Consider the following 12,962-nt stretch of genomic DNA (forward strand, 5'->3'; position numbering starts at 1 on the left):
ACCCTATAAAAAACTGTTACATTCTGTAGAGTTAAATAGAATCACTCAATAAGCAACCTAGGTTGCTTATTTATCAAAAGGACATTAAATATGTGGTATGTAATTTTTTCTCAGGACGTGGACCATTCATTGAACAAACGACGCGGTGCGCGCTCAGCTCATCTAGAACGTTTGCAACTTCTTCAATCTGAAGGGCGTCTGCTGACTGCGGGCCCCATGCCCGCTATTGATAGTGAAGACCCCGGAGAAGCCGGATTTACAGGTTCGACCGTGATTGCCGAATTTGAGACGTTAGAGCAAGCGCAACTATGGGCGAACGCGGATCCGTATATTGAAGCGGGTGTCTATAAAAACGTCATTGTTAAACCTTTCATAAAAGTATTCTAGAATGAAACTTTACATCGCTTTAGCGCTGCTTAGCGCTTCAATCCTATCCGGCTGCGCTTCACAAGAAACACAAAAACAACGTGAACTCGAATTACTCGCCAGTAGCAGAGCCACCTTGTTATCATCTGAGTTACCAATGGAAGCTGGTCCTCTGTCGATTATGAGAGCCAGTGCAAAGGGAACGATGATTGAGATCATGATGGTGTACAATCAAGACGCAAATGGAGCAAAACCCCTCAAGCAGGTTATGCAAGGCAGTATTAATAGTTATTGCACCACCCCAGACACTAGGAACAATTTGGACGTTGGGCTGAGTTATCGACTCAAAATGCGCAACAGTCGAGGCCAGCTTATGGTCGATGAGGTCATTACGTCAAAAAACTGTTTGTCAAAACAATAAAGATTGTCCCCTCATCGAAATCGAGACCTTGTTTACAAGGTCTTTTTTTACCAGCCATTTCTGGTTCGTCATCAAGCGATGTTATTTATGAATTTTTTGTGACAAGTTAAACGACCGTCTTTCAGATTCGAATCTCCTAACTGTTTAATCAGTTTCACAATACCTTCATGAGAGCCCACGAAAAACATGTTTTTTTAGCCACATGGCGGCCTGACAGACATTCACCCACCATTGACGCTGATTGATTTGCCTTCTAACTTTTTTAAACAAGTAAGGGAGGATCACCTATGAAACGTGCCAGCAATTCCTATCGTCTCCAACTGATAAAAGAAGTCGCCACACGGCAAGAGCGTTTACATTGCGAAGATCCCATGGTCAATTACATCCAGCAACTTTTGGACGATTCTAAATCCGACCCCTTTCAACAATCCAAAAATAGCGCGCGATTCAGTGGCAGTCACTTCGATGACAATACCGGCGGGTGGATCAGTGATAAGTGGGGCGTTAAATAAGGCGTTGTCGACCGTTCTCGTAGACAGTGACCGATTGCACTGAGGGGTTCGTTAGAATAGAGGTTGTTGGGGAGAAGCATCATCGAGGTCATTGTCTTGACTCGACCCACTTTTTAACTGTTTCCGGCGATAACGTTGCCGACACAATTTAATAACGTGAAGCTGCTCAGACGGAGACATATCTAACCAAGTAAAACGTTCTTCACGTTTACGCATACAACCTTTACAGTAACCTTTTTCGTCAAGGCTACACACGCCAATACAAGGGCTGGGTACTAAAAAGAATTCTAGTTGCTCCATCTGAGCCTCACCTATCATGACAACAATAACGATCAATACGCTATCACCTGGAGCCCGATTAAGGCAGCACTTTACTTTATTATGATCGCACTCTAAGCATAACGCTATTATGACAGAAGCTACGCTTTTTAAATTATAATCGAGGCCAATTCGTCAAATTCGGAGCCCATCAAAATGAAATCTAAATCACAAACGATGCTTTTAGCACTCTCTCTTTCTGTTCTCGTCACTGCCTGTGCCAACAACCAACACTCGCAAACCGTAGCCAGTCAAGATCTCCAACACCACAGTTGGGAGTTGGTGAGTATGGATGGAAAAACGCTTGCTCTAGAACAACATCAAAAAAGACCCACCCTTGAAGTAGGCGAAACGCTAATGACAAACGGCAGTGCTGGCTGCAATAATTTTTTTGGTCAGGCAGAACTCAAAAACAATCAGTTTCGGATTGATAAAATGGGCATGACCATGAAGATGTGTATGGGTGATGCCATGACACTAGAACGCACATTTTCTCAATCTTTATCCGAGTGGAGCAATATCACTCTTGACGATAACTTCATGATCCTGACAAACGAAACACATACTCTGACCTTTAGGTTGAATGACCAAAAATAATCGGATGGACAGGGGGAACTGGCCGTCGCCTAAATCTGCCGCTTTCCCCTCTCATTGACAGCTCCCTTCTTAATTACCCTACCGACTTTGCACCGAATAGATAAAAAGTTTTTATTTTTCAGTCATAATGAATAGAAATTGGCGATAGCACGGTCTATCAACAAGGTTCCATCAAGATACTAAAGACAAGGACTCTTATGTTAAGGCTGAACACGGTTATTTTTTCTTTGCTACTTTCTTTCAATAGTCTGGCTCAAGAAAGCTGGCAACAAACGGTCGAAGCCGCGAAAGGGCAAACGGTCTACTTTCATGCTTGGGGTGGAAGTCAGGAGATCAACAACTATCTTCGCTGGGCGGATAAAGAACTGCAAAAACAATATGATGTTACTCTCAAACACGTCAAAGTAGCCGACATTGCTGAAACAACGACTCGTCTGCTGGCAGAGAAAGCAGCAGGTAAAGACACCTCCGGCAGTGTTGATATGGTGTGGATCAATGGCGAAAACTTCAAATCAATGAAGAACAACCAGTTATTATTCGGCCCCTTTGTTGAACGTTTACCAAGCTGGAAGTATGTCGACAAAACCCTACCGGTCGACAGTGACTTCTCCGAGCCCACTGAGGGTTTAGAAGCGCCTTGGGGTGTTGGCCAGCTCGTATTCATTCATGATAAAATGCGCCTGAGCAATCCCCCCGCCTCGTTTAACGAATGGTTAAGTTATGCGAAAGCCTACCAAAACAAACTAAGTTACCCTAGACCACCTGCATTTCATGGTACGAGTTTTCTTAAAGCCGCGCTGATTGAACTCACCGCAAACGATCCAGCACTCATGAAACCAACCGATCAGGTCGATTTTAACTCGGTTACCGCCCCCCTTTGGCGCTACTTGGACGAGTTCCACAAAGTAGCCTGGCGCCAAGGAAAACAATTCCCAGCCAGTTCAGCAGAAACGCTACAGTTACTCGACGATGGTCAACTCGATCTTGCTATTACTTTTAACCCCAATTCCGTTTATTCTGCTCAGGCGAATGGCAATTTATCCGAGACCACATTGGTTTACGCGATGGATGGCGGTGCCTTATCAAACATTCACTTCCTTGCCATTCCATGGAATGCAAACACTCCTGAAGGAGCACAGGTCGCCATTAATTTTTTATTGAGTCCTGAAGCACAATCTCGCAAAGGGGATCTCATGATTTGGGGGGATCCCTCCGTATTGCAAAACCAGTACCTTAGTGGAAGTGCAAAAAACACAAAATTATTCAAGTCGTTGTCTGAACCCCATCCTAGTTGGCAAGCAGCGTTGGAAGCAGAATGGCAAAATCGCTACGGTAACTAACAGTTGACGACCAACAATGAGAACAAGATGCTAAGAGTCACCTACCTTATTCTGATATTGATATGCATTTTACCCACCTTCCCGGGGTTGGTCAGTGTGGTCATCTCCTCATTCGGTTATGTGCCCACCGTGGGTCTGTCTGACTTTTCGCTCTCCAGCTATCATGCTTTTTTTGACTGGCCTGGGATCTCTACATCAATCAGCCTGACTCTATTCAGTGCCATTGTTAGCACCTGTGTTTCCTGTTTAATGTGCTTTTCAATTTTACAAAGCCTGTGGCTCAACCGACACTGGCGCAAAGTCGAGGCTTTATTGTCTCCTCTATTGGCGATGCCTCACGTCGCTTTTGCCATTGGCTTCGCGTTTCTATTCGCCCCCACTGGCATGATGGCGCGTTTACTGGCCGCCCTTTTTGGGCTTAATGTCGATACACAAAATCAAACGTGGTTGATCCATGACCCCTATGCCTTGGGTTTAACGATTACCCTGTCATTGAAAGAAATACCATTTTTGTTGCTCATGAGTATTCCTGTTCTACAACAGATTAAAATCGACAGACTGTCTAAAATGAGTGCATCTCTAGGTTATTCACCGAGTCATATGTGGTGGAAAGTCGTACTACCACTATGGCTACCTAAAATGCGTTTCGCATTGTTCGCGGTGATAGCCTATGGCGCTTCGGTGGTCGACCTAAGTTTAATTCTTGGCCCCACAAACCCTCCGACACTGGCTGTCTTGGTATGGCAATGGTTTAACGACCCTGATCTCTCTCTCATTCCAAGAGCTGCATCCGGGGCAGTTCTTTTATTGATACTGGCCAGTAGTTTACTTGGTTTTGTTGTCATTATAGAAAAAATGACGCTGGGATATTTTGGTCGATGGCAATATTCAGGTCGATCTGGCGTTCGTTTACCGGGAAAAACCCTATTTACAGTGTCGACGTTACTCGCTTGTCTGATTTTTCCTTTGACGCTCCTATGGAGCGTGGCACATCGCTGGCGCTTTCCAGAAATCATCCCAACGAAATTCAGTGGTCGCTTTTGGAGTAACGAATGGATAAATATCTTGCCAACCATTCTTCAAAGTCTTGAAATTGCGTTATTAAGTGCGTCTTTCGCTCTTCTGTTCGCCGTTGTTGCTCAAGAATGTCGCGTTCGATTTCGTGTCTATTTACCAAGATACGTCATCGCACTTCCTATGGTTGTTCCGCAGCTTTCGATTCTTTTTGGAATTCAGATCACCACTTTATATTTGTCTGGTGACAGCTACTATATCTGGGTGATCTGGTCACACGTTTTTTTCGCGTTTCCGTTTGTCTACCTAGCACTGGATGGGCCTTGGCAAGGTTACGACAATAACTATACAAAAGCCGCCCTAAGTTTGGGAAAAACCCCTCTTTTGGTCTTTATTCAAATTAAAATGAAACTTCTTCTGCCCGCTGTACTTTATGCTTGGGCGGTCGGTGCGAGTGTCAGCTTGGCACAATATCTTCCAACCCTCATGTTGGGTGGAGGTCGTATCACCACGATCACGACAGAGGCGGTGGCTTTATCAAGTGGGTTTGATCGCCGTGTCACTGCAATCTATGCGATCTGGCAAGCAATCCTGCCGTTTGTTTTTTTCTTATCCGCCATTCTAATCAGCAAGCTCTCTTTACGACAACCTGTATACCAACAAACCACTAAGGATTCTAATACACATGACGCTGTGTCTCGAAAACCTCGCCATCCGTAAGTTAACCGGCGAGTCTCTGTTTTCCCATGTGAATATTGACGTTGCCGCAAAAGAGGTGGTGTGCTTAATGGGTCCAAGTGGATGCGGTAAGTCAACATTACTCAACCTGATTGCTGGTCATTTAAGTCACGAATTTGACTATTCAGGACGGGTTCTCTTAGACAACACCGACTTATCGCAACAAGAGCCTCACCTGCGTCAAGTCGGAATCCTATTTCAAGACGACCTACTCTTTCCACACCTCAACGTATGGCAAAATCTTGCTTTCGCTTTACCCAATATGATCAAAGGTCGTGATCGGCTGACGCAAGCAATGTCAGCTTTAGAGAAGGTTAACCTAGCAAAACTTGCTCACTCATTCCCCGATCAAATTTCAGGTGGACAAAGAGCACGTATCAGTTTGCTAAGAATGCTGTTAGCCAAGCCTAAATTAGCCCTGCTTGATGAACCATTCAGTAAGCTGGATAAAACATTAAGAGTTGAATTTCGTGACTGGGTCATAGCGCAACTTATTGAAGCGAGTATCCCAACGTTGATGGTCACGCACGATATCGACGACGTGCCGTTAAATGGTCGCGTCATATCATGGCCATGGAGAAACGACCATGCTTGACAAATTTAGTATCAAAATCATTCGTTCTCCCCTCGCCTTAGTTGCGGCTGGTTTAGACCGATTGAATATTACTGCAAACCAGACAACCGTAACGGGTTTTTTTCTTGGTTGCCTCGCGTTACCTTCCCTCGCCTTACAAGAATATAATGCCGCCCTGTTATTTATTATCCTTAATCGAATTTGTGACGGTCTCGACGGCGCATTAGCTCGCCGCCACGGAATTACAGACGCGGGGGGGTTTCTCGATATCAGCCTCGACTTTATCTTTTATTCTTTGATACCTTTTGGGTTCGTTCTTGCCAATCCCGAACATAATGCTATCGCAGGCGCATTTTTGATCTTTGCCTTTATCGGGACGGGATGCAGCTTCCTAGCGTTCGCGGTCATGGCGAGCAAACGCAACATTGATAATCCCGTCCATAAAAGTAAATCGCTCTATTATATGAGTGGGCTAACAGAAGGGACCGAAACGATCGCATGCTTTATTCTTTTTTGCTTGTTTCCTGAGTACTTTGCCATTCTTGCTTATGTGTTTGGATCCGCCTGCTGGTTTACGACCTTCACTCGGCTTTATTCCGGCTTTCACACTTTAAAATAGCATGGAAATCCTTTTAGGCTTCCTAACCGATGTCTGTTTAAACCTATCATAAAGAATGGCACATTCCGGAAATATTTAGCGAAATAGCATGACTTTAAGGCCGGCCTCACTATCCACATCTGCAAATTCAGGAGGGTTGGTTAGACGCTCAACAAAATCAAGCGCTGGCGCTTCGTCTTTCATCGTTTCAATAAGGAAATCACTGCCAACCTGAGGTGAATTGACGCAAGCGAGGACTTCTCCTTGCTCAGATAAGAGTTCAGGTAAGCGCCGTAAGATCTTCTTGTAGTCGGTGGTTAACGCAAAACTGCCTTTTTGAAACGAAGGGGGGTCAATAATGACGAGATCATAAGGGCCCGTATTTCTGATTTTCCCCCACGACTTAAAGATATCGTGGCCAATGAACTTTACCTGCTTTACGTTGTGTTCATTCAGTCTATGATTATCTCGTCCTTTTGATAAAGACGATTTCGCCATATCCACATTAACAACCAGCTCAGCACCTCCTTCTATCGCTGCAACAGAAAACCCACAAGTGTAGGCAAATAAATTCAACACCTTCTTCTGCTTACTGTTGGCTCTCACCCAATCTCTTCCAAAACGCATGTCGAGAAATAGGCCGAAGTTTTGGTTTCGTCCAATATCCAATTGATATTTTAACCCAGACTCTCGTACAACTGGGCTAGTATTGAGTTCACCAACCAGCACTTCAGAAGGCGTCCCTTGGGCATAGCGATGTTGGATTACAATACACCGCCCGCCTTTCTCTTCCCAAACGGGCGTGGCCGACAGAGCAATCAGACCTTCTTGCAGAGCCCTAAGAAAATCGTCATCGATGTCTCTGAACACACTGACCAAAAGTTGTTTATCAACCCAATCACAGGTAATTTGTTCTAACCCGTGGTATCGACGTCCTCGGCCATGGAACAAGCGTCTGACTTCCCCTGATGTCGCCGACAAAGCATCGTGAATTCTCTCAAAAAAAATGGTGAGTTGTTCAGTCTTCATGCTGACTCCTATTTATGTGTTTATTTTTGGCCATGGGAGTGCCCAAGGCGATAACCAAGATTCAATCCCCTGACTCACAGGTGTTTGATTCCATTCTCGCCCAAGATAAACCTGTTCTCTAGGATCGCACACCGTTTCAAACTTTTGACCTTGGTAAACAAAGCGCAATGCAAAAGCATGAAGGTAACCTCGATCCGATACACAGGTAGGCGAATAAATAGGATCGCCAAGGATGGGTGACCCTACCGATTTTAATGCCACTCGAATCTGGTGCGTTTTGCCTGTATGCGGCTTGCACAGGAATAGACGCTCACCCGGCATCGCCGCAACGGAAAAAAACTGCGTCACCGCGGGGTTTTGTTGCGAACTGAGCAACTTCCACGCAGAACGTCGAGATGGGGTCATATCACCACGAATAAGCCCCTGTTTTTTTGAAGGCTTTTTACTGCCGATCGCTAGATAGTATTTCTCAACACTACGCTGAGCAAACTGCATAGAAAGTTCTCTTGCTGCAATGGCGTTTTTGGCGAGGAGTAAGAGTCCAGAGGTCATTTTATCCAGTCGATGCACCAGATAAAGTTTATCGTCACCTGTGATTTGGGCAACCTCTTGCAACAACATCGTTTCCCCATTGTCTTTATGGACGGAAACATTGGGATGCTTGTTAATAACAACGAAGTCAGAATGGGAAAAAACGATATCAAACATAGGAAGGCTCCACTTTGGGAGCCAAATTATACCTGTTCTAATGGGCAATACCAGCACGAGATAGATCGAAAAAAGGGAAGCGGAACCGCTTCCCCAATCCTTCAATATTAACGTTACAGCTTTCTAGAGAAAACACCCGCTAGCGCGATAATACCAATTCCGAGCAGCATAATTTCACCTTTACCACTATCAAAGCCCGATTTGATGCCCATCAAGGCAACAATGGCAATCGCGACCGGAATCACGTATTTAACTAGATTGTACCAAAGGCCAAACAAAGGAAAAGAGACTTCTCCTCCGTTGGTGATTTCCTTTTCAAGTTCGCTACGGTTTAGACGCCAACCCGCAAAGATACAGACCAACATACCACCCACCGCCAAAAATATTTTATCCGTCAGAAGGTCAAAAATATCAAAAGCGCCATTATCAAATAGAGTTGGGCCCAATCCACCAAGAGACAAAGAAGCAAACACACACAAAATCGCCATCACGCAACTGGATAGCATAACAGCGACTGGACGTTTCATTCCTTTTTCATCAATAAGGTAGGCCACCACAACTTCTAGCAAAGAGATTGATGATGTCAAAGCAGCCACCGTCAGGCCAACAAAGAACAATAAGGCGAGAAGAAGTCCAACGAGGCCACCCATTTCGGCAAACAACTGAGGCACAACAACAAAAACAAGCCCCGGTCCAGCGGCAGGCTCCATACCAAAGGCAAACATAGCAGGAAACATAGCAATCCCCGCTAAGATAGCAACGCCTGTATCCATCGCGGTCACCATCGCGGTCGTTTTAACGAGGTTTTCTTTTTTCTTGAGGTAGGAGCCATAAGTCATCATACAACCCATACCCAAGCTTAAAGAGAAAAAGGCCTGTCCAAGTGCCGCAAGCACCACATTGCTGTCAACTTTCGTAAAATCTGGCTTAAAAAGAAACTCTAGACCGGCCATGGCACCTGGCAGCATGAGACCTTTCACCGACACAACAATTAGGATAAAAAACAGTAATGGCATCAGGATTTTTCCTGCTTTTTCTATGCCACCCGATATTCCTTTTATCACAATAACAATATTGAGAAGGAGATAGATTGCCATCCACATCAGCGGCTGTATGGGGTCGGAAATAAAACTCCCGAAGCTATCGCCTATCGTATCTGGTGTACTGAGTAGTCCCCCACCCACTTTGAATATATAAGCTAATGCCCACCCACCGACAACAGGATAAAAACCCATAATGAGTAAACCACTAACAACACCGATCACTCCCGTAAAAGTCCAACCTCTGTCGGTCGTTTTAAAAGCGCCAACGGCTGAAAGCCCAGTCTTACGACCGATAGCAAACTCGGTCAGCATCACGCTAAAACCAATAAAAATAACGAATATCAGATAAATTGCAACGAACGCACCGCCACCACTCTCTCCTGCAGTGTAAGGAAATTTCCATATATTACCTAAACCAACAGCAGATCCTGCTGCGGCCATAACGAAGCCTAATCTAGACCCCCAGTTATCACGGGATTGTGCACTTTTACTCGTAGTCACGGTTACTCCATCAAATCTTTTATCAGTTGTACTGTTTCCATTCGGGGTACCCATGAATGTGTAAATTAATAATTACAACCATGGAAAATTTGGATCAGCCCCACATCATGGCAAGTAAACCAGTTTACATTTACAATTGGAACCCCAAGTATTGTAAATTATCAACAATACACCTAAAAACACCTCCAACTGCCTACTTTTTGTCCGTTACGTGGAATTTAACATCTTGGTTACATTGGATTAACATAGTAATTCTCTTTTGCGACTTTATCCATCCATATGTGCCAAATCACACAGAAGTTATCGAGCGGATCAAATGTTTGTTGTTGTAACGCCCTGCTCGAATTACTATCTCAGTTAACGAGTCTAGTGACTCAAACGATTGATCTTATGGGATAATTGAATGGAAAAGTTCTACCACTTCCTTACATTAGCGGGTTTTGTCATCTACTGGATACTGGTTGCCGGTGTCACCCTACGGGTTGTTCTCAAGCGAAGAGCGGTCAGCGTTTCACTGGCTTGGCTCATGATCATTTACATTATTCCAATTGTCGGGGTTGGCTGTTACTTTTTATTTGGTGAACTCAATCTCGGCCGCAAGCGTGCTGAGCGCGCAAAAGTCATGCTCGCTCCTTTTGCCAAATGGTTCTCTCGCCTCAATGACTGTCTAGCGCATGATACTCAAAACTTCGGGCGTCATATCTATCGTATCGATGAATTATGTAACAATCGACTTGGGCTTCCCGCACTGAGTGGAAACAGTTTGTGTCTACAAAGCTCCCCGAATGACATTCTCCATTCGGTTATCGATGATATAGAAAAGGCAACCACCAATATTCGCATGGTGTTCTATATATGGCACCCTGGCGGCCTTGCCGACGCCGTCGCCTCTGCACTGATCCGCGCAACTAAGAGAGGGGTAAATGTAAAACTGCTGGTTGATTCAGCGGGCAGCCCTCACTTTCTCCGCAGTCACTGGGTGGGCATGATGCGTTCTGCGGGTGTTGAAGTGATCCAAGCGTTGGAGGTAAGCCCGTGGCGTTTATTCCTTCGTCGTCTCGATCTAAGACAACATCGAAAAATCATCGTTATCGATGATACTATCGCTTATACAGGGTCGATGAACCTTGTCGACCCTGCATTTTTTAAACAGGACTCTGGTGTTGGGCAATGGATAGACATCATGGTCAGAATAACGGGACCAACAGTCAATGTCCTTGCGGCTATTCACTGCTGGGATTGGGAGGTCGAAACAGGGTTTCGGGAACTGCCCAATTGGCCCGATTGTCAACCCAATCACAATGAACCTCAGCACCCCGTTCAGGTCGTCCCCTCTGGTCCTGGTATGCCAGAGCATCTCATATCTCAAGTCTTAACCCTCGCCATCAATCAATCTAATCACTCGGTACGTATTACTACCCCTTACTTTGTACCGAGTTCTGACTTGCTTGAAACGTTAAAAATGACCTCACAACGCGGCGTAGATGTGGAATTAATTATCCCAATAAAAAATGATTCTCTGATGGTAAAATGGGCTTCTCGGGCCTTTTATACTGAGCTTATGGAAGCGGGGGTAAAGATCTACGAATTCTATGGCGGCCTTCTCCATACTAAATCGGTGGTTATCGATCAGCAGTTTTGCTTAGTGGGTACCGTCAATATGGACATGCGGAGTTTGTGGTTAAATTCAGAGCTCACCCTCGCGGTTGATGACGAGGTCTTTACTAAGCAAATGTTTCAACTTCAGAAAAAGTATATGGAAACGGCCCATTTGGTTAACTTATCGCAATGGAACAAACGTTCGATGTACTCTCGATTTCTAGAACGTGTTTTCTACTTATTCAACCCTTTACTGTAAACCCAATCTTATCTTTCTGACTCTTGCTATTCCTTGCCCACCATGGTTTAAATAGGGCAAGTAATCTAAAGGAAGGACGAACAATGTCTGATGGTAAACAAACCCAAATGGTCGCTGCGGGAAGAAGTAAACAGTGGACCAAGGGCGTGGTAAATCCACCAATCCAACGGGCCTCGACAGTGGTTTTTGATACGGTTGCTGAAAAACAGTACGCAACGTCTAATAGAGCCAATAAAACCCTATTTTATGGACGCCGCGGTACCCATACTCACTTTGCCCTTCAAGATGCGATGGTCGAAATTGAAGGTGGTACTGGCTGCGCGCTCTACCCATGTGGCACCGCGGCCATTTCAAACGCCATTCTTTCGTTTGTTGAAACAGGTGATCATTTGCTCATGGTCGATACTTGTTACGAACCCACTCGCGACTTCTGTGACAAAATTTTAAGAAAAATGGGGGTGGAAACGACCTACTATGATCCTGTGATTGGTGATGGGATTCGCAATCTAATTCAACCGAATACCAAAATTCTATTTCTCGAGTCCCCAGGATCTATTACGATGGAAATTCAGGATGTGCCGACTCTGGCGAGAATCGCTCACGAAAGCGATATCATTGTCATGTTGGATAACACTTGGTCCGCGGGCGTCAATTTTTCTCCCTTTGAGTATGGTGTCGATATTTCAATTCAGGCTGCCACCAAATATATCGTAGGTCACTCTGATGTCATGCTTGGAACCGCAGTTGCGAACGAAAAACACTGGGATCAATTGCGTGAACAAAGCTATCTCATGGGTCAGTGTGTTTCCCCAGATGATGCTTACTTGGGCCTCAGGGGCATTCGAACGTTGGATGTACGACTTCGCCAACACGCAGAAAGTAGCCTGAAGGTCGCACAGTGGCTTCAAAGCCGTCCGGAAGTGGATCATGTCCGCCATCCGGCTTTGAACGACTGTCCAGGACACGAGTATTTTAAACGCGATTTTTCAGGCGGAAATGGGCTATTCTCGTTTGTCCTCAAAACCAGCTATCCAAGAGCAACCACTGCCCTACTCGATGGTATGACTCACTTTAGTATGGGTTACTCATGGGGAGGGTTTGAGAGCCTAATATTGGCCAATGAGCCAAAAAGCTTTAACAACCTGAGAACCGTCGCCAATCCCAACTTCGACGGTACGCTCATTCGGCTTCATATTGGGCTGGAAGCTGTCGACGATTTAATTGCCGACCTTGAAAAAGGCTTTGAGAGGTATGCCACTTTGCTTCCTAATCAGGATTCAAGCCGATAACTCGGATTAAGTGAATAGGCCCCCAAACGGGCCTGTTTATTTTCCCATTATTTACT

General features: G+C 45.1%; 14 protein-coding genes. 10 read left to right on the plus strand and 4 right to left on the minus strand.

Features of this window, described 5'->3' with window-relative positions:
• Window positions 1-90 precede the first annotated feature (90 nt).
• From HLM86_RS11860 to HLM86_RS11870, 3 genes are all read left to right on the plus strand, one after another.
• The gene (locus tag HLM86_RS11860; RefSeq protein ID WP_170882911.1) at window positions 91-387 is read left to right on the plus strand and encodes a YciI family protein; all 297 of its coding nucleotides are present in this window, start codon (window positions 91-93) and stop codon (window positions 385-387) included.
• Between the two features lies 1 nt (window position 388).
• Window positions 389-787, plus strand: coding sequence for a GspS/AspS pilotin family protein (locus tag HLM86_RS11865; RefSeq protein ID WP_076586899.1), 399 nt, complete (start codon window positions 389-391; stop codon window positions 785-787).
• A gap of 287 nt (window positions 788-1,074) precedes the next feature.
• Entirely contained in the window at window positions 1,075-1,299 is a 225-nt protein-coding gene (locus HLM86_RS11870; RefSeq protein WP_170882912.1) for a hypothetical protein, read from the plus strand.
• A gap of 51 nt (window positions 1,300-1,350) precedes the next feature.
• Here the strand turns inward: HLM86_RS11870 and HLM86_RS11875 are convergent, their stop codons facing one another.
• Window positions 1,351-1,599 (minus strand): DUF1289 domain-containing protein, encoded by a 249-nt coding sequence (locus HLM86_RS11875; RefSeq protein ID WP_076586905.1) that lies wholly within the window; start codon window positions 1,597-1,599, stop codon window positions 1,351-1,353.
• A gap of 174 nt (window positions 1,600-1,773) precedes the next feature.
• Here HLM86_RS11875 and HLM86_RS11880 point away from each other — a divergent pair, with 174 nt between their 5' ends.
• From HLM86_RS11880 to HLM86_RS11900, 5 genes are all read left to right on the plus strand, one after another.
• A complete protein-coding gene (locus HLM86_RS11880; protein WP_170882913.1) occupies window positions 1,774-2,214 on the plus strand; it encodes an META domain-containing protein in 441 nt (146 codons plus the stop codon).
• Between the two features lie 197 nt (window positions 2,215-2,411).
• Entirely contained in the window at window positions 2,412-3,554 is a 1,143-nt protein-coding gene (locus HLM86_RS11885; RefSeq protein WP_170882914.1) for an ABC transporter substrate-binding protein, read from the plus strand.
• A gap of 27 nt (window positions 3,555-3,581) precedes the next feature.
• Window positions 3,582-5,288: an ABC transporter permease gene (locus tag HLM86_RS11890; RefSeq protein WP_170882915.1), complete on the plus strand. Its 1,707-nt coding sequence runs from the start codon at window positions 3,582-3,584 to the stop codon at window positions 5,286-5,288.
• Complete coding sequence (locus tag HLM86_RS11895) at window positions 5,254-5,901, plus strand: ATP-binding cassette domain-containing protein (protein WP_076586913.1); 648 nt, start codon at window positions 5,254-5,256, stop codon at window positions 5,899-5,901. Before HLM86_RS11890 ends, HLM86_RS11895 begins: the two co-directional genes overlap by 35 nt.
• The gene (locus tag HLM86_RS11900; protein WP_170882916.1) at window positions 5,894-6,499 is read left to right on the plus strand and encodes a CDP-alcohol phosphatidyltransferase family protein; all 606 of its coding nucleotides are present in this window, start codon (window positions 5,894-5,896) and stop codon (window positions 6,497-6,499) included. The genes HLM86_RS11895 and HLM86_RS11900 overlap by 8 nt, the downstream gene beginning before the upstream one ends.
• 75 nt (window positions 6,500-6,574) lie before the next feature.
• Here the strand turns inward: HLM86_RS11900 and HLM86_RS11905 are convergent, their stop codons facing one another.
• The 3 genes from HLM86_RS11905 to HLM86_RS11915 all read right to left on the minus strand — a co-directional run bounded on the left by HLM86_RS11905 (window position 6,575) and on the right by HLM86_RS11915 (window position 9,759).
• Complete coding sequence (locus HLM86_RS11905; protein WP_076586918.1) at window positions 6,575-7,507, minus strand: class I SAM-dependent methyltransferase; 933 nt, start codon at window positions 7,505-7,507, stop codon at window positions 6,575-6,577.
• A 12-nt stretch (window positions 7,508-7,519) separates the two neighbouring features.
• The gene (locus tag HLM86_RS11910) at window positions 7,520-8,215 is read right to left on the minus strand and encodes a TIGR01621 family pseudouridine synthase (RefSeq protein ID WP_170882917.1); all 696 of its coding nucleotides are present in this window, start codon (window positions 8,213-8,215) and stop codon (window positions 7,520-7,522) included.
• Between the two features lie 113 nt (window positions 8,216-8,328).
• Window positions 8,329-9,759, minus strand: a complete 1,431-nt coding sequence (locus HLM86_RS11915) for a sodium-dependent transporter (RefSeq protein WP_076586922.1) — start codon at window positions 9,757-9,759, stop codon at window positions 8,329-8,331.
• A gap of 403 nt (window positions 9,760-10,162) precedes the next feature.
• On the opposite strand from HLM86_RS11915, the gene cls reads away from it, so the two are divergent.
• A complete protein-coding gene (gene cls, locus HLM86_RS11920) occupies window positions 10,163-11,617 on the plus strand; it encodes a cardiolipin synthase (RefSeq protein ID WP_076586924.1) in 1,455 nt (484 codons plus the stop codon).
• Window positions 11,618-11,700: 83 nt separating this feature from the next.
• Window positions 11,701-12,906: a cystathionine beta-lyase gene (locus HLM86_RS11925; RefSeq protein WP_170882918.1), complete on the plus strand. Its 1,206-nt coding sequence runs from the start codon at window positions 11,701-11,703 to the stop codon at window positions 12,904-12,906.
• The last annotated feature ends 56 nt before the right edge of the window (window positions 12,907-12,962 follow it).

This window comes from Vibrio ostreicida (assembly GCF_013074385.2).
In the GTDB taxonomy this organism is placed as follows: Bacteria; Pseudomonadota; Gammaproteobacteria; order Enterobacterales; family Vibrionaceae; genus Vibrio; species Vibrio ostreicida.

Coding starts and splice junctions, on each gene's coding strand:
- HLM86_RS11860 (WP_170882911.1), top strand. CDS start 91: ATGTGGTATGTAATTTTTTCTCAGGACGTGGACCATTCATTGAACAAA.
- HLM86_RS11865 (WP_076586899.1), top strand. CDS start 389: ATGAAACTTTACATCGCTTTAGCGCTGCTTAGCGCTTCAATCCTATCC.
- HLM86_RS11870 (WP_170882912.1), top strand. CDS start 1,075: ATGAAACGTGCCAGCAATTCCTATCGTCTCCAACTGATAAAAGAAGTC.
- HLM86_RS11875 (WP_076586905.1), bottom strand. CDS start 1,599: ATGGAGCAACTAGAATTCTTTTTAGTACCCAGCCCTTGTATTGGCGTG.
- HLM86_RS11880 (WP_170882913.1), top strand. CDS start 1,774: ATGAAATCTAAATCACAAACGATGCTTTTAGCACTCTCTCTTTCTGTT.
- HLM86_RS11885 (WP_170882914.1), top strand. CDS start 2,412: ATGTTAAGGCTGAACACGGTTATTTTTTCTTTGCTACTTTCTTTCAAT.
- HLM86_RS11890 (WP_170882915.1), top strand. CDS start 3,582: ATGCTAAGAGTCACCTACCTTATTCTGATATTGATATGCATTTTACCC.
- HLM86_RS11895 (WP_076586913.1), top strand. CDS start 5,254: ATGACGCTGTGTCTCGAAAACCTCGCCATCCGTAAGTTAACCGGCGAG.
- HLM86_RS11900 (WP_170882916.1), top strand. CDS start 5,894: ATGCTTGACAAATTTAGTATCAAAATCATTCGTTCTCCCCTCGCCTTA.
- HLM86_RS11905 (WP_076586918.1), bottom strand. CDS start 7,507: ATGAAGACTGAACAACTCACCATTTTTTTTGAGAGAATTCACGATGCT.
- HLM86_RS11910 (WP_170882917.1), bottom strand. CDS start 8,215: ATGTTTGATATCGTTTTTTCCCATTCTGACTTCGTTGTTATTAACAAG.
- cls (WP_076586924.1), top strand. CDS start 10,163: ATGGAAAAGTTCTACCACTTCCTTACATTAGCGGGTTTTGTCATCTAC.
- HLM86_RS11925 (WP_170882918.1), top strand. CDS start 11,701: ATGTCTGATGGTAAACAAACCCAAATGGTCGCTGCGGGAAGAAGTAAA.